Below are 21,355 nucleotides of genomic sequence, written 5' to 3' on the forward strand. Positions count from 1 at the left end.
GGCTTGCTCCCGATAGCGGTGGATCAGTCATGAACCTGTTGACTGACACGCTGCTATCGGGAGCAAGCCCCCTCCCACATTTACTTTGTGTTGTGTCAGCCGTGGCGATAGAACCGGTCAAGCAACGCCGGTAGCCCTGCGCGCCACGCCCGAGGCTTGATGCCGAAGGTGTGGAGGATTTTCTTGCAGGCCAGCACCGCATGCTGCGGTTCGTCTGCCGCATCCGGCCGTGCCGCGTGGGCCTGGGCGGTAGGGGCTTCAATGGCCAGCGGGTGAAAGGTGCGCGCCTCGGTGAGGATCGCCTGGCCCAGCGCCAGCGGCGTGGTCGCCTCATGCCCGGCATAGTGGTAAGTGCCCCACAGCGGCGCCGCGCAATCAAGTTGCTTGAGCACCGAGATAATCACCCGCGCCGCATCGTCCACCGGCGTCGGGTTGCCGCGACGATCGTCCGCCATCAACAATTCATCCGGTTTTTCCGCCCGGGCCAGGAAGCGCCCGAGGGTGCCGTCGACGCTGTCATCCAGCAGCCAGCCAAAACGTAACAGCACATGCTGCGGGCAAGTGGCGCGCACGCTTTGCTCGATACGCCACAACGCCTGGCCACGCAGGCCCAGGGGCACCGGCTCGTCCTTTTCGCTGTAGGCGGTGGCGCGGGAGCCATCGAATACGCGGTAGCTGGACGGTTGCAGCAAGGTAATGTTGTGGTGCTGACACAGTTCGGCCAGGCGTTCGATGGCGAATTCCTGGGCGGCCAGGCGGGTCTCGCTGACGGCTTCGGCCTGGAACCAGTCGAAGTAGTAGGCGAGGTTGATCAACGCATCGGGACGGGTGTCGTCGAGCAATTGGGTGAGGCTCGCGGCATCCCAGCCGTCTTTGGGCGGTTTGGGGGCGAGGAAACCGATGTCTTCCTCTGCACCGAGGCGAATCAGCGCCTGCCCGAGGGCATTCCCGCCGCCCAGTAACATAAGGCGCATTCGCATAGATTGAGCAGGCCCGGTCTGTTTGGAACGATGGTTATTGTCGGCAGGCGGGTGAGGCATGCCGTAGGGTTATTCCAGAATCGTTGCATTTTGCGGGTTTGTAGCGCAACCGTCACGGATAAAGTGCGGGGTTGCAACTTGTTGGAGTGGGCTGCATAACTTAGGCATGAACCTTCCTGAATCAACCGACACGGTATTGAACGGCTTTCACCCCGCCGTCAGCACCTGGTTCCGCCACACCTTCCCCTCGGTGACCAGCGCCCAGGCCCAGGCGTGGCCGTTGATCCGCCAACGCCGTTCAACGCTGATCGCGGCGCCGACCGGTTCCGGCAAGACGCTGACGGCGTTCCTCGCGGTGCTGGATGACTTGGTTCACCAGGGCCTGGCCAACGGCGGGCAACTGCCGGACGAGACGCTGGTGGTGTATGTGTCGCCGCTCAAGGCGCTGTCCAACGACATCCAGATCAACCTGCAAACCCCGCTGGCCGGGATCACCGAGCATTTGCAGCGCCTGGGCCTGCCGCCGCTGGTGATTCGCACCGCCGTACGCACCGGCGACACCCCGCAGAAAGACCGCGCACAGATGCGCAAGCGCCCGCCGCACATCCTGGTGACCACGCCGGAATCGCTCTACGTGCTGCTGGGCTCGGACTCCGGCCGGCAGATGCTGGCCAGCACGCGCACGGTCATCGTCGATGAAATCCACGCCATCGCCGCCAGCAAACGCGGCAGCCACCTGGCCCTGAGCCTGGAACGCCTGCAAGGCTTGTGTACCAAGCCGTTGACCCGCATCGGTTTGTCGGCCACGCAAAAACCTGTCGAGGCGGTGTCGCGCTTTCTGGTGGGTACCGACCGGGCGTGCGACATCGTCGACATCGGCCATGCCCGTGCCCGCGACCTGGATATCGAAGTGCCGCCGGTGCCGCTGTCGGCGGTGATGGCCAACGATGTCTGGGAGTTGGTCTACGACCGTCTCGCCGCCCTTGCCCGTGAGCATCGCACCACGCTGATCTTCGTCAACACCCGGCGCCTGGCCGAACGCCTGGCCCGGCATTTGAGCGAGCGCCTGGGCAAGAGCGCCGTCGCTGCCCACCACGGCAGCCTGGCCAAGGAGATGCGCCTGGACGCCGAGCAACGGCTCAAGGCCGGCGAGCTGCAAGTGCTGATCGCCACCGCGTCCCTGGAACTGGGGATTGATATCGGCGATGTCGACCTGGTGTGCCAGATCGCGTCGCCAGGCTCCATCAACGGTTTTCTGCAGCGGGTGGGCCGCTCCGGCCACCAGGTCGGCGGCACGCCCAAGGGACGCCTGTTTGCCACGACCCGCGACGACCTGATCGAATGCGCCGCCCTGCTCGATTGTGTACGCCGGGGCGAGTTGGACACCTTGCAGGTCCCGGTGGCGCCGCTGGACGTGCTGGCCCAGCAGATCATCGCCGAGGTCAGTGCCCAGGAGTGGCCGGAACAGGCCTTGCTCGACCTGATCCACCGCGCCGCGCCCTATGCCACCCTGGATGAACGCCACTACCAGGCGCTGCTGCAGATGCTCGCCGACGGTTACAACGGCCGCCAGGGCATCCGCAGCGCGTACCTGCACCGCGACGCACTGACCCGCACCCTGCGCGGTCGCCGTGGCGCCAAGCTGACCGCCGTGACCAGCGGCGGCACCATCCCCGACAACGCCGACTACAGCGTGTTGCTGGAGCCCCAGGGCCTGAATATCGGCAGCGTCAACGAAGATTTCGCAGTGGAAAGTATCGCCGGGGATATCTTCCAGCTCGGTAATACGTCCTACAGGATTTTGCGGGTCGAAGCCGGCAAAGTGCGGGTCGAAGACGCTCACGGCCAACCGCCGACCATTCCGTTCTGGCTCGGTGAAGCGCCGGGGCGCAGCAATGAGTTATCCGCCGCGGTCGCACGTTTGCAGGGGCAACTCGACAGCCTGCTCAGCGCCAGCCCCGGCGACCTGCAACCGGCGCATGACTGGCTTACCGGCACCCTCGGCCTGAACCGCGCCAGCGCCGAACAGCTCCTCGATTACCTGGCCCGCGCGCGCCTGGCACTCGGCGCGTTGCCGTCCCAGGACACGTTGATCATGGAGCGGTTTTTCGACGAGTCCGGCGGTACCCAACTGATCATCCACACGCCGTTCGGCAGCCGCGTCAACCGGGCCTGGGGCCTGGCCTTGCGCAAGCGTTTTTGCCGCACCTTCAACTTTGAGCTGCAAGCGGCGGCCAGTGAAAATGCGATCGTGCTGTCGCTGTCCACCAGCCACAGCTTCGAGCTCGATGAGGTATGGCGTTACCTCAACAGCAACAGTGCCGAACACCTGCTGATCCAGGCCGTACTGGATGCACCGCTGTTCGGTGTGCGCTGGCGCTGGAACGCGGGCGTGGCCCTGGCGCTGCCGCGCTTTACCGCTGGGCGCAAAGTGGCGCCGCAGATCCAGCGCATGAAGAGCGAAGACCTGATCGCCAGCGTGTTCCCCGACCAGATCGCCTGCCTGGAAAACCTCGCCGGCGAACGCGAAGTGCCCGAGCACCCGCTGGTGGAGCAAACCCTCGACGACTGCCTGCACGAAGCCATGGACAGCGACGCCTGGCTTGCCTTGCTGCGGCGCATGGAGCGCGGCGAAGTGCGGTTGATCAGCCGCGACCTGCCGGCGCCCTCGCCCATGGCTGCCGAAATCCTCAGCGCGCGCCCCTACACCTTTCTCGACGATGCACCGCTGGAAGAACGCCGCACCCAGGCCGTGCTCAACCGCCGTTGGAGCGACCCTCAGAGCACCGACGACCTCGGCGCACTGGACGCGGACGCCATCGCCGGCGTGTGCGAAGAGGCCTGGCCGGCGCCCCATGGCGTGGATGAAATGCATGAGGCATTGATGAGCCTGGCGTGCATCGCCAGCAACGAGGTCACCCCGCAATGGGCCGAGTGGTTGCAGGCCCTGGCTAAAGGTGGCCGCGCCTATCAATTGCCCAACGGCCTGTGGGTCGCAGTGGAACGCCTGGGGTGTTTGCAGGCGATCTATCCCCACAATTTGCCACTGCTCCCCGGCTTCGATGAGCCCTGGAGCTTTGACGACGCGCTGGTGGAACTGCTGCGCGCGCGCCTCGGTGGCTTCGGCCCGCAGCGCCTGATCGAGATCGCTGCGCCACTGGCCTTGCCGCTGGGCGATGTCACCCAGGCGCTGGCCCGCCTGGAGCAGGAAGGCTACGTGCTGCGCGGTCGCTTCAGCCCCGGCGCACTTGAGGAACAATGGTGCGAACGGCATCTGCTCGCGCGCATTCATCGCTACACGGTCAAGCGCCTGCGCCGGGAAATCGAGCCGGTGGCGCTGCAGGATTTCATGCGCTTCCTGTTCGATTGGCAGCACCTGTCCGAGAGCACGCGCGGCCAGGGCAGCGGCGTGTTGCCGCAGATTGTCGGCCAGTTCGAAGGGTACGCCGCCGCCACGTCGGCCTGGGACAGTGACCTGCTCAGTGCACGGATCAAGGATTACTCATCGACCTGGCTCGACGACCTGTGCCGCAGCGGCAAGCTGGTATGGACGCGCTTGAGCAACAAAGCCGGCGCCATCGCCCTGCGCAGCACGCCGGTGGTGCTGTTGCCGCGCAGCCAGGTGGCATTGTGGAGCGGGCTGACCGACCCCACCGACAGCACGACCCTGTCGCTCAAGGCGCAAAAGGTCCACCTGGCCCTGCGTGAACACGGCGCGCTGTTTTTCGATGAGCTGGAGCACGAAGCCCATCTGCTGCGCAGCGAACTGGAAACCGCCTTGCAGGAACTGGTCGGCGCCGGCCTGGTGAATGCCGACAGCTTTGCCGGGTTGCGTGCACTGACCACCCCGGCCAGCAAGCGCCAGGCGCGCAGCAGTCGGCGCGGGCGTGGGGCGTTTATCGGCGGCATGGACGATGCCGGGCGCTGGGCGCTGATTCGCCGCCCATCAACCGCCGCCGGCCCGCACTCGGCCGAAACCCTGGAACATGTGGCGATGACCTTGCTGCGCCGTTATGGCGTGGTGTTCTGGCGCTTGCTGGAGCGCGAGGCGGATTGGTTGCCGAGTTGGCGCGAATTGCTGCGTACGTTCCATCGGCTGGAGGCGCGGGGTGAGATTCGTGGCGGGCGGTTTGTCAGCGGGCTGGCGGGTGAGCAGTTTGCCTTGCCCGAAGCGATCCCGTTGCTGCGCGAAGTGCGGCGCAGGCCCCATGACGGGAGTTTGATTGCCGTGTGCGGGGCTGACCCGCTGAACCTGGTGGGCACACTGTTGCCGGGCAGCAAGGTGCCGGCGGTGAGTGGGAATCGAATTGTGTATCGGGATGGGTTGCCGGCGGCGGTGATGGTCGCCGGCAAGCAGCAGATACTGCTGGATGTGGATCAGCAGGCGGTGCAGGAGAAGTTGATCAGGCACTGAATTTGAAGGCCTCATTGAGGCCTGGGCTGCTCCGTCAACACCACCGACGCCGGCATCTCTTCCTCCGGCTCATCCACCTGGGTTGTGCGCTTTGGCAGCAAAACCTGCTGTGGATAAGTCTGCGCGAAGTGCACCTCATCACAGTTATCCACAAGCTTTTTCAAACGCTGGTTAAACGCACGGCTCACCGCATATTGCCCGCCGGACACGGTACGGAACTGCGCCGTGAGCACCACGCCATTGAGGTCCATCTTGTCGACGCCAAACACCTCCAGCGGCCCTTGCAGGTTGTACTTGAGGAACACATCGTCGCGAATCGACTGCCCGGCCTCGCGGATCAGCTCCACGGCCTTGTCCACATCGGTGTCGTAGGTGAACTGCACCGAGAAGAACGCATAGGCAAATTGCCGCGACTGGTTGGTGACAGCCTTGATCTGCCCGAACGGCACCGAGTGCACAAAGCCTTTGCCGTCACGCAGGCGCAGGGTGCGGATGGTCAGGCCTTCGACGGTGCCGGCGTGGCCGGAGTCGAGCACCACCCAGTCGCCGATGGACAGCGTGTCTTCGATGATGATGAACAGGCCGGTGATCACGTCCTGCACCAGTTGCTGGGAACCGAAACCAATCGCCAGGCCGACCACACCGGCACCCGCCAGCAGCGGCGCGACGTTGATGCCGAGGTTGGCCATGGTAGTGATTGCGCAGATCACCACCAGGATGATTTTCACCGCATTGCGCAGCAGCGGCAGGATAGTTTTCACCCGGGTGCTGGGCTGGCGGCTGGAGCGTTTGTTCACCGGCGGTTTCAGCGCTTCCTGGATCGCCGTGTCGAGCACCACCCAGAACAACCAGGTCATCAGCAGGATCAGGCCGATGCTGCTGAGGGAGTCGCTGATCGCACGGCCCACCGAGTTGCGCTGGGCAAATTCGAACAGCGACACGCCCCAGATCCGCCCGAGGATTTCGATAAAGGCGATGGCCATGACGATGCGCAAGATCGCGTGCAACAGGCTGAGAAAGCGCTCCTTGTAAGCACTGCTGCGTTGGATCGCCACCTGACTGCGGGACTTGAACAAGTGTTGTAGCACCGTGCTGAGAAACACCGTGCCGATCAACAGGATCGTGGTGAACAGCGCGCAGCGCAGGGCTTTCTGGTTGTCGTCGCCGGCGCCGATCAGGTTGATCGCCGAGACCAGCACCATCAATAAGATCGGCCAGTACCACAGCCCGGAAAATATTCGCAGCGACTGCTGCAAAGCCGGGTGTTTCAGGCGCTGGGCCAGCGGTCGATTGCGGATCAGGTGGGCCACCGGACGGCGCAGGCGCACCACCAGCACACCGAAGATCACCGCCGCAAACAAACCGGTAAACACCGCGATGCTGCTGGTGATATTACCGCCGAGCTGACGCGCAATCTGCGGGCTGGTCAGGGCGTCGCTTAGGGCCGCGAGGAAGCCGATCAGGAACAGCGGCTTGGGGCAGTAGTCGCGAATGATCTGCACCGCCGGCCGCTTGTGGCCGACATTGAACATGACGATGACGCACAGCAGCATGGAGGTGGAAAAGATGCCGCTGCTGGTGGCGTAGGCAAAACACAGCGCCAGCGCACGACCTATCGAGGAGGGTAAAAAGTGGCTGACGTAGAGCGTCAACGGCAGGCAGATCAGCGCGGGGATCGTGTAGGGCACCACATACCCCATCACCCCTTGCAGGCGCCCCCGTCGTTCGATGAAAGGACGGCGACTCAGGCGCAGCACAATAAACCGCCCCAGCAGCGTCAACCCCACGAAGGCACCGACCCACACCCCGGACAGCAGCAGGAAGTCGCCGGCCACGCTCCACGGCGAACGCTCCGACGTCTGGTCAACCAACCGGCCGACCTCATCTGCCGCGCGGTCCGCGCGCAGGCGCCAGGCATCAACGAGGTTCTGATTGAGGTCGAGCTTGTTCTGCACATCATCGATGCTGGAACTGATGGCACCGAGCAGTCCGCCCTCCACCAGCAACTCGGGTTTGGCCGGCGCTTCGGCTTCCGGCGCGGTGGCCGCGGCTTGCAGTGCGTCGCTGCCGCAGAAAAGCAGCGCGCCGAGCAGTAATGCAGTCTTGAAATTCAGCAAAACACCGGGCTCCTTCAGAAGGGTCTGTAAGGAACTGACGGGTTTGAGCCTTGATCGTTCCCCTGCTTGATTGCCGGGTACTGATCCAAATGGGTTTATGCCGCCTGTAGGACGATGGAAACTTTCGGCCAAAAATCGCAGTCAGCCATAAACGGGGGTAAAGCCCCCACCCTTTCACAGGAGCAATCATGGCTGCGATCCCCGACTGGGTGCCCATTACCCCTAGCGTCGCCATCACTCGCTTCACGGTGCTGACGGTCAATATCCACAAGGGCTTCACCGCCTTGAACCGGCGTTTCATCCTGCCCGAGCTGCGCGAAGCGGTGCGCAGTGTGGGCGCTGATATGGTGTTTCTGCAGGAAATCCACGGCACCCACGAGCGCCATCCCCAGCGTTACAGTGACTGGCCGAACATGCCGCAGTACGAGTTCCTCGCCGACAGCATCTGGCCGCAGTTCGCCTACGGGCGCAACGCGGTCTACCCCCATGGCGACCACGGTAATGCGTTGCTGTCGAAATTCCAGATCGTGCGCTATGACAACCTCGACATTTCCCAAAGCGGCCATGAAAACCGCGGCCTGCTGCATTGTGTGCTGCGCCTGCCCGGTACCGGGCAGGAGGTGCATGCGATCTGTATCCATCTGGGCTTGCGCGAGGTGCATCGCCAGCAACAATTGCGCTTGTTGGAGCAACGTATCAGCGAGATCCCGGCGGATGCGCCGTTGGTGGTTGCCGGTGATTTCAATGACTGGCGCCAACGCGCCGACCTGAGCCAAAGCGGCCTGCAGGAAGTCTTCGTGCACGCCCACGGCAAACCCGCGCGCACCTTCCCGGCCCGCCTGCCGCTGTTGCCGCTGGACCGCATTTATGTGCGCAACTTGAAGATTCATAACCCGCGGGTGCTGACCTCCCGCCCCTGGTCCCATTTGTCAGACCATGTGCCGCTGTCGGTGGAGATTGAGCTATGAACGTTGCGGTCGAGCATATTTCCACCGACCAGCCGCCGGATGATGCCAAGGCTCGTGACCTCGATTACGGCTGGCAGAGCGGCAACCAGATCGAATTGCTGGAGAACGGCGAAGCCTATTTCCCACAAGTGTTCGACGCGCTGCGCCAGGCCCAGCGCGAGATCCTGTTGGAGACCTTTATCCTTTTCGAGGACAAGGTCGGCCATGAGCTGCAAGGCATCCTGATCGAGGCTGCGCAACGTGGCGTGAAGGTAGTGGTCAGCCTCGACGGTTTTGGTTGCGGCGAGCTGAGCCCGTTGTTCCTGAGCGAACTGGCTGACGCCGGCGTCATGGTGCAAATGTTTGATCCCGCGTCAAAGACTCTGGGGATTCGTACCAACTGGTTTCGGCGCCTGCACCGCAAGATCGTGGTGGTGGACGCCAAGGTGGCGTTTATCGGCGGAATCAATTTTTCTGCCGACCATTTGGGGGATTTTGGCCCAGAAGCCAAACAGGATTACGCGGTGCAGGTGATAGGCCCGGCGGTGGCCGACCTGCATCATTTTGCCCTCGCCCAAAGCGGGCGCCAGGTGCGCACGCGGCGCGGGTGGCGACGGCGCCAGCAACGGCCATCGCCTTGGCCGACCGATACAGGCGACGGCCTGGTGCGCCTGATTTACCGCGACAATCTGCAACACCGCGACGACATTGAAGAGGCGTATATCCATGCCTTGAGCAAAGCCCAACAACGCGCGGTGATTGCCAATGCCTACTTTTTCCCCGGTTACCGCCTGCTGCGCGAGATTCGCAACGCGGCGCGCCGTGGCGTAAAGGTGCAATTGATCATGCAGGGCCAGCCCGATGTGCTGCTGGCCAAGCTGGCCGCGCGCATGCTCTACGACTACCTGCTCAAGGATGGCGTGGTGATTCATGAATATTGCCAGCGCCCGCTGCACGGCAAGGTCGCGCTGGTGGATGACGAGTGGAGCACCGTGGGTTCGAGCAACCTCGACCCGTTGAGCCTGTCGCTGAACCTGGAGGCCAACGTGCTGATTCGTGACCGGGCGTTCAATCAGCAGCTGTACGAACGTCTGGACGTACTCGCCAAGGAGCATTGCCAGACCATGCCGGAAAACCGCAAGCCGCGCCTGTGGCTATGGCGATTGACCGTCGGTTTCCTGGTGTTCCATGTGATGCGCCACTTCCCCGCGCTGACGGGCTGGTTGCCGGCGCACAAGCCACGGTTGAAACCCTTTGAGGCTCGAACCCATGACATCTGAAGCTAACGGTTCACGCTTCAAGCGCTGGAAGAAACCGCTGACCGTGGCGTTCTTCCTGCTGCTGATCGTGCTGTTCACCCTGCTTGCAAGGCGTATCGACTGGAGCGAAGTATTCCAGACCCTGGGCGATTTCAAGCTGCGCACCCTGCTGATCGCGGGCACGCTGACGTTGTGCAGCTTTATCGTCTACGCCTGCTTCGACTTGATCGGCCGCACCTACATTCGCCAACCGCTGCGCTGGAAGCAGATTCTGCCGGTCGGGATCATCAGCTATGCGTTCAATCTGAACCTGAGTGCCTGGGTCGGCGGGATCGCCATGCGCTATCGGCTGTATTCGCGGCTGGGGGTGAGCACCGGCAATATCGCCAAGATCCTCGGCCTGAGCCTGGCCACCAATTGGTTTGGCTATATGGCCTTGGCCGGGGTGGTGTTCAGCAGCGGCCTGGTGACCATGCCGCCAGGCTGGAAACTGAGCAGCGGCGCCTTGCAGGGAGTTGGCGTGTTGTTGGTCCTGGCCAGCCTGGGTTACCTGGCGGCGTGCCAGTTTTCGAAAAAGCGTGCGTGGTCGATTCGGGGGATCGAGATCAATCTGCCGTCACTGCGCATGGCGTGCCTGCAGTTGGCATTGGGCGCGTTGAACTGGTCGCTGATGGCTGCGGTGATTTTCACATTGTTGCCCGCCAAACTGGACTACCCGCTGGTGCTGGGCGTGCTGCTGATCAGCGCGATCGCCGGTGTTATCACCCATATCCCGGCCGGGCTCGGGGTACTGGAAGCGGTGTTTATCGCCCTGCTGCAACATGAGGCGTCGCGCGGCAGTTTGCTGGCCGGGCTGATCGCCTATAGGGCCATCTACTTTATCCTGCCGCTGCTGATCGCCTTGGTGATGTACCTCGGTGTCGAGGCCAAAGCCAAGGCATTACGGGTGAAGAAAACACCGGCATGATCGCGTTACTGAGATTGGATGATGCTCAACCGCTCGCCCACCACCATCTCGGTGATCCAGTCCACCAGGATCGAGGTGTAAGCCTGCTGGGACACGGGGTCGCTAAGGGAATGGTCGGCACCGTCGATGATGCGGTGAGTCAGGGAATGGGTCTGCTGGCAGGCCGCGCGGTAGCTCATGATGGTGGCGTGGGGCACATGGTCGTCGGTTTCCGATTCGACGATCAGCACATCGCCAGTGAACGCCGAGCAGGCGTGCAAGGCGCGATTGGTCTCGGCGCGCACCAGCGTGCTGCGATAGTCCATCAAGTCCATTTTGTCCAAGTCACGCTTGGGCTTGAGCCATTCATCGTCGCGGTACAGCGCCGGCACACGCAGTGCCAGCCAGCGCACAGGGCGCAACGATGTCAGGATCGCCGCCAGATAGCCGCCGTAGCTGGTGCCCACCACCGCCACCGCCGAGGTGTCGATGGCCGGGTGCGAGAGCAGTCGGTCGTAGGCCGCCAGCAGATCGCGCAGGTTGTCTTCACGGGTGACGCGGGACAGCGGGATACCCGTGCCGGCGTGGCCACGCAGATCGAACGTCAGGCACACACATCCCAGGCCGGCGATACCTTTGGCGCGTTCCAGGTCACGCTCCTGGCTACCGCCCCAACCGTGCACGAATAACACCCCTGGCACCTTCGATTTGGGGCTCAGGAACGTGCCGCTCATCTGTTCGTCGTCGATATCGATCGCAATGCTTTCGCTTCTAGCCGTCATAAGATTCAACCGTCACATACTTGAGAAGAAAGTCGCTGTTTTCGGCCGGGCCTCGGTACACCTCGATGGCATCCGCGGGCAACGCCTGGTCCACGTAGGTTTCTACCGAGGACACATGAATCGCCTTCAGGCCCGGGTGGTTGATAAAACTCTGCAGCGCCGCGACTTCCGCGCTGCTGGCGCCGCCCATGCGCCAGGATTGCTCGAGCACGCCGCTGCGGCGCTGGCCGTCGCTGTCCAGGCCTTGGGCGATGTCGTAGTTGCGCCGGGACGCGTAGAAACCCGGGTAGGCCTCATCGGCGGCCGCGTCGAAGACCTGGGCTTGCTCGATGGCTTGGCGCACGTCGCCGGGCAGCTCGAGCTTGAGCAAATCGTCATAACCGCCAGGCACCACCAGCAGGTTGGAGCCACCGTAGACCTCCTCGCCCTGTCCGTCCTGGGTCAGGTATTGCTCGCCGCAGTAGCTGATGACGTGATCGCCGATAAAACTCTGGCCCACGCTATGGGTGACCACATCGTGCAGGTCTTGTTCCAGCACGACCCCTTCGCTGAACATTCGGACCGCTTCGGGGCGCGCCAGCACAGCCTCGAACTCATCCAGGCTGTGGATAACTTCCTGGCCGCGCCCGGCGCAGGCATGCACCGGTTTCAGGCGGATCGGCCCGTTGTACAGCAGGCGTTCGGCGGCAGGTCGTGCATCCTCCAAGGCAAATACGCTGAGACCCGCCAGCACAACATCGCGTACACGCTCGCAGAATAACGGCGACCAGCCTTCGGGGGCTTTCGCTTCGGGGCATAGCAGCCCATGGCTGATGGCCTTGGTGCAGATAAAGTCGTGATCGACATAACCGCCCCACAGGTCCGCCGGACCGCTGACGTGAAGTTCCCGGGCCTGGGCAGGACCTACCAGAGTCTGCGTGGGCAGCAGGTAAAGTTCACAACCGGCATGCTTTTGTGGGTCATAACTGCCGCCGAATTTGAGCCCCAGTATCTGCGCCAGCCATCGGGCCAACGCGCGGTTGGTTTCGACTTCATGCTGGGGCGCGCCCGCTCGCGTGGAGTGAGCGACGATCCATTTTTTGCGTTGAATCGGGGTCATGCGTCCCCCTTGGCCATCCTGCCATGTGTGTGGGGGGGAAGGCTGCAGGTATCACGCCAAGGTTGTTTCAAAGAAGATGCTTTTAAAATCAAGCCGTTGTCGAAAAAGCGATGGCAGTTGGCCTGCCTGATTCTGCACGACGACACCTTGAACGTACGGTGTTCTGCACGATTCACACGCCAAAACGGCTGCGGTAGTCACTGGGGGCCAATCCGGTAATTTTTTTGAAAATGGCGCGAAAAGCGCTGGGGTCCTGGTAGCCCACGGTCCAGGCAATATGGTCGATGGTGCCGTTGGTAAACTCCAGCATCTGCCGCGCCTTGCCCACGCGCAGGTGCTGGCAGTATTCGGTGGGTTTCAAGCCGGTAGCATTGCGGAAGCGTCGCAGGAAGGTGCGCTCCTCCAGCCCCGCCTCTTGCGCCATGCTGGCGACGGACACGTCCACCGCACCACTGGCTTGCAACCCATGCTGAACCTTGAGGATGGCCGCGTCGCCATGGCTGAGGATCGGCGCGAAGTTACTGCCGCATTGGCTGGCGCTGTCGCTGTGTTCGATCACCAGGAAACGCGCGGTATCGGCGGCGACGCTCGGGCCCATCAGGCGGTCGACCAGGCGCAGGCCCAGCTCGGACCAGGCCATTAGCCCGGCCGTCGTGATCAGATCGCCGTCATCGACGATGGGTTTATCCGCTTCCAGGCGCACGGCCGGGTAACGCGCGGCAAAGGACTTTGCGGAAGACCAATGGGTGGTGGCGCTGCGCCCATCCAGCAACCCACTGCGCGCCAGCAGGATCGAGCCAATGCACACGCCCCCGAGTACGGTGCCCGCCGCGTGTTGCTGGCGAATCCACTCCAGCAACGCAGGGGGTGCCTGTTCTTCGGTGAATTCGCCAATCGACGGTGGCACCAGCACGGCCATCATCGGTTGGTCAGGGCCGGGGTGGCTGGCGAATCCCCTTGACGGCTTGCCACTGGCGTCCACCTGCCAATGGCTGACCCGCAACAACGGCAACTGCGCAGACTGATGCTCAGCGGCGATCCGGTTGGCGACGCCGAACAGGTCGGTCAAACCATGCACGGCAGCCAGTTGCGCCCCCTGATAAATCAACACGCCCAGTTCAACCACGGCCATTGTCAGTTTTCCCCCTGTTATTGTCGGTGCTGCCAATGCCCGGCGTCGGCGCCAGCTAAGATAATGGGCCCCATCACCCATCACGAGGCAATACCCATGGCCAAGCAAGCGCTCATCCTAATCGATATCCAGAACGACTACTTCCCTCAAGGCAAGTGGCCGCTCGATGGCGTGGAAGCCGCAGCGGACAAGGCTGCGCAGGTGCTTCAGGCGTTTCGCCAGAACGGGGATGCGGTGATTCATGTGCGCCATGAGTTCACCTCCGAGGATGCACCGTTTTTCACGCCGAACTCTGAGGGCGCCTATTTGCACCCCAAGGTGCTGAACGAGGGCAGCGAGCCGGTGGTGCTTAAACACTTCGTGAATGCGTTCCGCGAAACCCATCTACGCGCCCTGCTGGAGCAGCGCAGCATCACCGAACTGGTGATAGTCGGCAGCATGAGCCATATGTGCGTCGATGCGGTGGTGCGGGCGGCAGCGGACCTTGGCTACAAGGTCACGGTGATTCATGACGCGTGTGCCACCCGCGACCTGGAATTCAATGGTCAGGTGATTCCGGCGACGCAGGTGCATGGCGCGTATATGGCGTCGTTGGCGTTTGGCTACGCGGGCGTAGTGTCGGCGGATGAGTATTTGAAGGCGCAAGCAGCAGCGGCGTAAGCGCTGCTTGCTTCTGTGCCGTCAGCGGGTCGCGATGATAAACAGGCGCGGGAAGGGCAGTAATACGGTGCCATCGTCTAGAGCTGGATAAGCCTGTGTAATCCGCGCCTGGTATTCCTGTAGGAAGGCGGCTTTTTCGCTATCGGTCAGTGGCGCGAGGAAGGGTCGCAAGCCCGAGCCCTTGAACCACTCCACCACCGCCGCGTGATCCGCCAACGGGTGCTGGTAAGTAGTGCGCCATACGTCCACGGTGCTGCAGTGTTTGCTCAGCAACTCGTAGTAGTAGCTCGCCGAGTGGCGCTCATTGTGTTGGAACGCGCCGTTCTTTGCCGCCCATGGGCCATCTGCTGCCACTTCGCGCGCCAGCCGGTGGGCGGGTTCATTAAGGTTGTCTGGGGTTTGTACGGCGAGCGTGCCACCAGGCGACAACTGGTCGACCAGATGCGGATAGAGCGTGGCGTGGTTTGGCAGCCATTGCAGCGAGGCGTTGGCGAGGATCACGTCGAATGTCTGCGACGGGCTCCAGGCACCGATGTCCGCCAGCTCAAAGTTCAGCGCGGGCAGGCGTTTGCGGGCGTCGTCCAACATGTCGTCGGAACTGTCCATGCCGGTGACCTGCGCCAATGGGAAACGCTCGGCCAATACTTGCGTGGAATTGCCGGGGCCACACCCCAGATCGACCGCAGTGCGCACAACCATATTGGGAATGGCCGCGACCAGGTCACGGACAGGGCGCGTGCGCTGTTGTTCGAACATCGTGTACTGCTTGGCGGACCAGGTCATCACGAACTTCCTTCTTTTGAGAGGTTGGCCACAGCCTAAATCTTGGTAGTCATGAGAACAAATTCCGGGATTGCTGGCCTTCCCTGCCTGGAAAGTGTGGGGCATGAGAAACCTGCCATGGCGTCGACCACTATGCCCCTCAGTGGCGTTTAACTGTTGCAGGGCGACCATCCGAAGACGGTTTTTTCCCGCAGTGTCGCTCGAAAAACCGAGCTAAACTCATTTTTGCCCCGTGCAGACTCGGCATCAAGGGGGCGTTAGTGAAAATGCCAGCGTAGTGTCCATGGACGATTTTTCTGGCCCTCACCAGCCAAATTCATCCACATATTCATGGAGCTATGCCATGTCTTATCTGAAAACTCGCGAAGGCAATGATCTTTATTACAAGGACTGGGGCAGCGGTCAGCCCGTTGTGTTCTGTCACGGGTGGCCACTGAGCAGCGACAGCTGGGAGTCGCAGATGCTGCATTTCGCCAATAACGGTTTTCGCGCCATTGCGCATGATCGCCGTGGGCATGGCCGTTCAAGCCAGCCCTGGGATGGCAATGACATGGACCATTACGCAGATGATTTGGCGGAGCTGATCGAACACTTGGATCTGACAGATGTGATCCTTTTCGGGTTTTCCACCGGAGGCGGCGAAGTCGCGCGGTATATCGCTCGCCATGGCACTGCGCGCGTGGCCAAGGCGGGTTTGATTTGCGCCGTTACGCCACTGATGCTCAAAACCGTCAGCAACCCCCAAGGGACACCCATTGAAGTTTTCGACGGCATGCGAGCCGACTCCATAGCCAACCGCTCGCAGCTCTACCTTGATCTGGCCAGCGGCCCATTTTTCGGATTCAACCGGGAGGGCGTCGAATCCTCTCAGGGCTTGATCAATTCATTCTGGATGCAGGGTGTCATGGGCGGGCATAAAAATACTTTTGATAGCATCAATGCGTTTTCGGAAACCGACTTCCGAGAGGACTTGAAGCACTTCAATATGCCCACGCTCATCATCCACGGCAGCGACGATCAAATCGTGCCGATACAGGCTTCTGCGTTGCAGACTAACTTCTTGATCCCGCACTCCGAACTGCTGATCTACTCGCGCGCGCCTCATGGTTTGACGGACACTCACAAGCAGCGGGTCAACGCAGATATGCTGGCCTTCGCCCTGCGTTAGGCGCCGTCAATACAAAAAAACCGCGCGGCCTTGTCGGCAGCGCGGTTTTTTTCAGCTTGCAGCGAATAGCTTTGGTACGACTCTAGAACGGGATATCGTCATCAAAGCTGTCGAAATCTGGAGCTGGCTGCGGCGCGGCGTGTTGTGGCGCTGGGCGCGACTCACGCTGTGGCTGCTGGCTTGGCTGTGGACGCGACTGCTGTGGGCGCGGTGCCGAGTTGGACATGCCACCCTGGCCTTGTTGGTCGCCCTGTGGACGGCCGCCCAGCAGTTGCATGGTGCCTTGCATGTCGACCACAATTTCAGTGGTGTAACGTTTGATGCCGTCTTTTTCCCACTCGCGGGTTTGCAGCTTGCCTTCGATGTAGACCTGCGAACCTTTGCGCAGGTACTCACCGGCGATCTCTGCCACCTTGCCGAACATCGACACACGGTGCCACTCGGTTTTCTCGACCTTCTGGCCGGTTTGCTTGTCGGTCCACTGTTCGCTGGTCGCCAGACTCAGGTTGGTCACGGCGTTACCGTTAGGCAAGTAGCGAACTTCGGGATCCTGGCCGCATGTACCGACCAATATGACTTTGTTAACCCCACGGGCCATAACGTTCTCCTATGCTGGGCGCGCTGTCGGCACTGGGTTGACCAGTTGCTCGAGCGTCGCGCGATCCAATAATTCGGTGTCCAATTTGATGTAAATGGCCGCCTCTTCCGCGACCACGACGGCATCCGTTACCCCTACGACGGCCTTCAGGCGCTCTACCAGACCGCTTTCACGGATCGCCTCAGGCGATAGCGGCAAACGCAGACTTGTGACGTAGGGAGGTTCGCGCATGGTAACAGCAAAGGCCAACCAAAGTGCAGCCAGCCCGGCGCATCCGAGGAACACAACCGACAGACCGCCATGCTGGAACATCCAGCCGCCCATGATGCCGCCCAACGCCGAGCCAAGGAACTGGCTGGTGGAATACACCCCCATCGCAGTGCCCTTGCCACCGGCCGGTGAAACCTTACTGATCAGCGAAGGCAATGAAGCCTCCAGCAGGTTGAACGCGGTGAAGAACACCACCGTGCCGATAACCAGCGCCCGTAGGCTGTCGCCAAACTGCCAGAAGAATAGTTCAGTGAGCATTAATGTCGTGACGGCGCCGAGCAAAACTCGTTTCATTTTGCGTTTCTTCTCGCCATAGATGATGAACGGGATCATGGCGAAGAACGAAATCAGCAGTGCGGTGAGGTAGACCCACCAGTGCTGTTCCTTGGGCAGCCCGGCTTTTTCCACCAGCGCCAGGGGCAAGGCGACGAAGCTGCACATCAGCATTGCGTGTAATACGAAGATACCTAAGTCCAGGCGCAACAGGTCCGGGTGCTTGAGCGTCGGCAATAGTGCCTTGCGTGCAACGCCCGACTCACGGTGCTGCAACGTGCCGGTGGAGCTCGGCACCATGAAGGCCACGATCACGATCCCGAACAATGCCATGCCGCCGGTGGCAAGGAACAAGCCGTGCAAGCCAAAGGCACGTGTCAGCAACGGGCCGACGACCATGGCCACGGCGAACGACAGGCCGATGGTCATGCCGATCATGGCCATGGCCTTGGTGCGGTGTTGCTCACGGGTCAGGTCGGACAGCAGCGCCATGACGGCAGCGGAAATCGCCCCTGCACCTTGCAGGATGCGTCCGGCAATTACGCCCCAGATCGAATCGGATTGTGCCGCGAGCACGCTGCCGAGGGCGAAGACGATCAGCCCGAGGTAAATCACCGGGCGCCGGCCAATGCGGTCGGAAATGATTCCGAACGGAATCTGAAAAATCGCCTGGGTCAGGCCATAGGCGCCAATGGCCAAGCCGATCAGCGCGGGAGTCGCGCCTGCCAGATCCATTCCATAGGTCGCCAGTACCGGCAACACCATGAACATGCCAAGCATACGGAACGCGAACACCAGGGCCAGACCGCTTGCTGCTCGGGTCTCGCCGCTACTCATGCGTTCGCTGTGGGGATCGTGCATGGAAAAACCTCGTGTGAACCGGCGGCGATTCTACCAGTCCCATCGATTGAGAGGGTATATGCGGCGCTTTGCCGCGCAGCTTTCATGTAAGGCTGCAAGCGGCCTTTTGACAGTGTATATTCATCCAGTCTTTAGCCGTATACTCCGGCATTATTTACGCCCGCCGTGCGAGGCCATCTTGGACAAGATCCTGATTCGTGGGGCTAGAACCCACAACCTGAAGAACATCGACCTGACCCTGCCCCGGGACAAACTGATCGTCATCACCGGCTTGTCCGGCTCCGGCAAATCGTCCCTGGCGTTCGATACGCTGTATGCCGAAGGTCAGCGTCGTTATGTGGAATCGCTGTCGGCCTATGCCCGTCAGTTCCTGTCGATGATGGAAAAGCCAGACGTCGACACCATTGAAGGCCTGTCGCCGGCGATTTCCATCGAACAGAAGTCGACCTCCCATAACCCGCGTTCTACCGTAGGCACCATCACCGAAATCTACGACTACCTGCGCCTGCTGTACGCGCGGGTGGGCATCCCCCGTTGCCCGGACCACGACATTCCGCTGGAGGCCCAGACCGTCAGCCAGATGGTCGACCTGGTGCTGGCCCAGCCGGAAGGCGCCAAGCTGATGCTGATGGCGCCGGTGATTCGCGAGCGTAAGGGCGAACATCTCTCTGTATTCGAAGAGCTGCGTGCACAGGGCTTTGTACGTGCGCGCATCAACGGCAAGCTGTATGAGCTGGACGAAGCGCCGAAACTCGACAAGCAGAAGAAGCACTCGATTGATGTAGTGGTCGATCGCTTCAAGGTACGGGCCGACCTGCAGCAGCGTCTGGCGGAATCGTTCGAGACCGCGTTGAAGCTGGCAGACGGTATAGCCCTGGTGGCGCCGATGGATGACGAACCGGGCGAGGAGATCATCTTCTCCGCACGCTTTGCCTGCCCGATCTGTGGCCACGCCATCAGCGAGCTGGAACCCAAGCTGTTCTCCTTCAACAACCCGGCCGGCGCCTGTCCGACCTGCGATGGCCTGGGCGTGAAGCAATTCTTCGACATCAAGCGCCTGGTCAACGGCGACCTGACGTTGGCGGAGGGAGCGATACGCGGCTGGGACAGGCGTAACGTCTACTACTTTCAGATGCTCGGGTCGTTGGCGTCCCACTACAAGTTCAGCCTTGAAGTGCCATTCAACCAACTGCCGGCAGAACAGCAGAAAGTCATCCTCAATGGCAGTGGCTCGCAGAACGTCGACTTCAAGTACCTGAACGACCGTGGCGACATCGTCAAGCGCTCCCACCCGTTCGAAGGTATCGTGCCGAACCTGGAGCGGCGCTACCGTGAGACTGAATCGGCGAGCGTGCGCGAAGAGCTGGCGAAATTCCTCAGCACTCAACCTTGCCCGGATTGCCGGGGCACTCGCCTACGTCGTGAAGCGCGGCATGTGTGGGTCGGCGAAAAAACCTTGCCCGCAGTGACCAACCTGCCGATCGGCGATGCCTGCGAATACTTTGGTGTACTGAAGCTGACAGGACGACGTGGGGAAATTGCCGACAAGATCCTCAAGGAAATTCGCGAGCGCTTGCAGTTCCTGGTTAACGTCGGCCTGGATTATCTATCCCTGGACCGCAGTGCCGACACCTTGTCCGGCGGTGAAGCGCAGCGGATTCGCCTGGCCAGCCAGATTGGTGCCGGCCTGGTGGGGGTGTTGTACATCCTCGATGAACCATCGATTGGTTTGCACCAGCGCGATAACGATCGCCTGTTGGGGACGTTGAAACACCTGCGGGACATCGGCAACACGGTGATCGTGGTCGAGCACGATGAAGACGCGATTCGCCTGGCGGACTACGTGGTCGACATTGGCCCAGGCGCCGGCGTGCATGGTGGGCATATTGTCGCCGAAGGCACGCCTGCCGAGGTAATGGCACACCCCGACTCGTTGACCGGCAAGTACCTGTCTGGCCGCGTGAAAATCGCAGTGCCAGCCAAGCGCACACCGCGCAACAAGAAGATGGCATTGCACCTCAAGGGCGCGCGCGGCAACAATTTGCGCAATGTAGACTTGGAAATTCCCTTGGGCCTGCTGACCTGCGTGACCGGTGTTTCCGGCTCAGGCAAGTCGACGCTGATCAACAACACATTGTTCCCCCTGAGTGCCACCGCCTTGAACGGCGCCACTACCCTGGAAGCAGCCGCGCACGACAGCATTAAGGGCCTGGAACACCTGGACAAGGTGGTCGATATTGACCAGAGCCCGATTGGCCGCACACCGCGCTCCAACCCGGCTACCTATACCGGGCTGTTCACGCCAATTAGGGAACTGTTCGCTGGCGTGCCGGAATCCCGTTCTCGGGGCTATGGTCCTGGCCGGTTCTCTTTCAACGTCAAGGGCGGGCGTTGCGAAGCGTGCCAGGGCGACGGCTTGATCAAGGTGGAGATGCACTTCCTCCCGGACATCTACGTACCGTGCGATGTGTGCAAGAGCAAGCGTTATAACCGCGAAACCCTGGAGATCAAGTACAAGGGCAAGAGTATCCATGAAACCCTTGAGATGACCATCGAGGAAGCTCGAGTGTTCTTCGACGCAGTCCCGGCGTTGGCGCGCAAGCTGCAGACATTGATGGATGTGGGTCTGTCGTATATCAAGCTGGGACAGTCGGCGACTACGTTGTCCGGTGGTGAGGCGCAGCGGGTGAAGCTGTCTCGCGAGCTGTCCAAACGCGATACGGGCAAGACCTTGTATATCCTGGATGAACCAACAACCGGCCTGCACTTCGCGGATATTCAGCAGCTGCTGGACGTGTTGCACCGCTTGCGAGACCACGGCAACACCGTGGTGGTGATCGAGCATAACCTCGATGTGATCAAGACCGCCGACTGGCTGGTTGATCTAGGGCCGGAAGGCGGATCCAAGGGTGGCCAGATCATTGCCGTAGGTACCCCGGAGCAGGTCTCCGAGATGCCGCAATCGCATACTGGTTATTACTTGAAACCATTGCTGGCGCGCGACCGGGCCTGATATCAAGGCTCAATAAAAAGCCCCTGTCACTGCTGAGGTGACAGGGGCTTTTT

At 61.6% G+C, this 21,355-nt stretch carries 15 protein-coding genes; 7 read left to right on the forward strand and 8 right to left on the reverse strand.

The genetic code is table 11. The features are described from left to right. Positions 1-95 precede the first annotated feature (95 nt). On the reverse strand, positions 96-980 hold the full coding sequence (locus M2397_RS28505; RefSeq protein WP_131700325.1) for a sugar nucleotide-binding protein: 885 nt from the start codon (positions 978-980) through the stop codon (positions 96-98). A gap of 166 nt (positions 981-1,146) precedes the next feature. On the opposite strand from M2397_RS28505, the gene M2397_RS28510 reads away from it, so the two are divergent. After that, positions 1,147-5,394, forward strand: coding sequence for a DEAD/DEAH box helicase (locus M2397_RS28510; RefSeq protein ID WP_259244901.1), 4,248 nt, complete (start codon positions 1,147-1,149; stop codon positions 5,392-5,394). An 11-nt stretch (positions 5,395-5,405) separates the two neighbouring features. On the opposite strand, the gene M2397_RS28515 is transcribed toward M2397_RS28510, so the two are convergent. Further along, positions 5,406-7,511 (reverse strand): mechanosensitive ion channel family protein, encoded by a 2,106-nt coding sequence (locus M2397_RS28515; protein WP_259244902.1) that lies wholly within the window; start codon positions 7,509-7,511, stop codon positions 5,406-5,408. Between the two features lie 188 nt (positions 7,512-7,699). Here M2397_RS28515 and M2397_RS28520 point away from each other — a divergent pair, with 188 nt between their 5' ends. The 3 genes from M2397_RS28520 to M2397_RS28530 are packed head-to-tail and all read left to right on the forward strand — an operon-like array spanning position 7,700 to position 10,684. Next, positions 7,700-8,479 (forward strand): endonuclease/exonuclease/phosphatase family protein, encoded by a 780-nt coding sequence (locus tag M2397_RS28520; RefSeq protein WP_259244903.1) that lies wholly within the window; start codon positions 7,700-7,702, stop codon positions 8,477-8,479. After that, on the forward strand, positions 8,476-9,738 hold the full coding sequence (clsB, locus tag M2397_RS28525) for a cardiolipin synthase ClsB (protein WP_167656706.1): 1,263 nt from the start codon (positions 8,476-8,478) through the stop codon (positions 9,736-9,738). The genes M2397_RS28520 and clsB overlap by 4 nt, the downstream gene beginning before the upstream one ends. Continuing rightward, positions 9,728-10,684 carry a lysylphosphatidylglycerol synthase domain-containing protein gene (locus M2397_RS28530; protein WP_131700333.1) on the forward strand — a complete coding sequence of 319 codons (957 nt, stop codon included), beginning with the start codon at positions 9,728-9,730 and terminating at the stop codon, positions 10,682-10,684. The genes clsB and M2397_RS28530 overlap by 11 nt, the downstream gene beginning before the upstream one ends. A 5-nt stretch (positions 10,685-10,689) precedes the next feature. Here the strand turns inward: M2397_RS28530 and M2397_RS28535 are convergent, their stop codons facing one another. The 3 genes from M2397_RS28535 to M2397_RS28545 form a co-directional block, all read right to left on the reverse strand. Further along, positions 10,690-11,445 (reverse strand): S9 family peptidase, encoded by a 756-nt coding sequence (locus tag M2397_RS28535; protein WP_131700334.1) that lies wholly within the window; start codon positions 11,443-11,445, stop codon positions 10,690-10,692. Continuing rightward, complete coding sequence (locus M2397_RS28540) at positions 11,435-12,544, reverse strand: DUF3182 family protein (RefSeq protein WP_145336800.1); 1,110 nt, start codon at positions 12,542-12,544, stop codon at positions 11,435-11,437. The genes M2397_RS28535 and M2397_RS28540 overlap by 11 nt, the downstream gene beginning before the upstream one ends. A gap of 172 nt (positions 12,545-12,716) precedes the next feature. After that, positions 12,717-13,676 carry a GlxA family transcriptional regulator gene (locus M2397_RS28545; RefSeq protein WP_145336802.1) on the reverse strand — a complete coding sequence of 320 codons (960 nt, stop codon included), beginning with the start codon at positions 13,674-13,676 and terminating at the stop codon, positions 12,717-12,719. A 96-nt stretch (positions 13,677-13,772) separates the two neighbouring features. On the opposite strand from M2397_RS28545, the gene M2397_RS28550 reads away from it, so the two are divergent. Then, positions 13,773-14,336: a cysteine hydrolase family protein gene (locus M2397_RS28550; protein WP_131700337.1), complete on the forward strand. Its 564-nt coding sequence runs from the start codon at positions 13,773-13,775 to the stop codon at positions 14,334-14,336. 21 nt (positions 14,337-14,357) lie between these two features. Here the strand turns inward: M2397_RS28550 and tam are convergent, their stop codons facing one another. Beyond that, a complete protein-coding gene (tam, locus tag M2397_RS28555) occupies positions 14,358-15,119 on the reverse strand; it encodes a trans-aconitate 2-methyltransferase (protein WP_259244904.1) in 762 nt (253 codons plus the stop codon). Between the two features lie 343 nt (positions 15,120-15,462). On the opposite strand from tam, the gene M2397_RS28560 reads away from it, so the two are divergent. Further along, entirely contained in the window at positions 15,463-16,287 is an 825-nt protein-coding gene (locus M2397_RS28560) for an alpha/beta fold hydrolase (protein ID WP_259244905.1), read from the forward strand. A gap of 82 nt (positions 16,288-16,369) precedes the next feature. On the opposite strand, the gene M2397_RS28565 is transcribed toward M2397_RS28560, so the two are convergent. After that, positions 16,370-16,885: a single-stranded DNA-binding protein gene (locus tag M2397_RS28565; protein WP_259244906.1), complete on the reverse strand. Its 516-nt coding sequence runs from the start codon at positions 16,883-16,885 to the stop codon at positions 16,370-16,372. Between the two features lie 9 nt (positions 16,886-16,894). Continuing rightward, a complete protein-coding gene (locus M2397_RS28570; RefSeq protein ID WP_131700340.1) occupies positions 16,895-18,289 on the reverse strand; it encodes an MFS transporter in 1,395 nt (464 codons plus the stop codon). 178 nt (positions 18,290-18,467) lie between these two features. Between M2397_RS28570 and uvrA the strand changes: the two genes are divergently transcribed. Then, complete coding sequence (gene uvrA, locus M2397_RS28575; RefSeq protein ID WP_259244907.1) at positions 18,468-21,302, forward strand: excinuclease ABC subunit UvrA; 2,835 nt, start codon at positions 18,468-18,470, stop codon at positions 21,300-21,302. Positions 21,303-21,355: the final 53 nt, after the last annotated feature.

Origin of the sequence: Pseudomonas sp. BIGb0381 (genome assembly GCF_024809815.1) — a bacterium.
Classification (GTDB): domain Bacteria; phylum Pseudomonadota; class Gammaproteobacteria; order Pseudomonadales; family Pseudomonadaceae; genus Aquipseudomonas.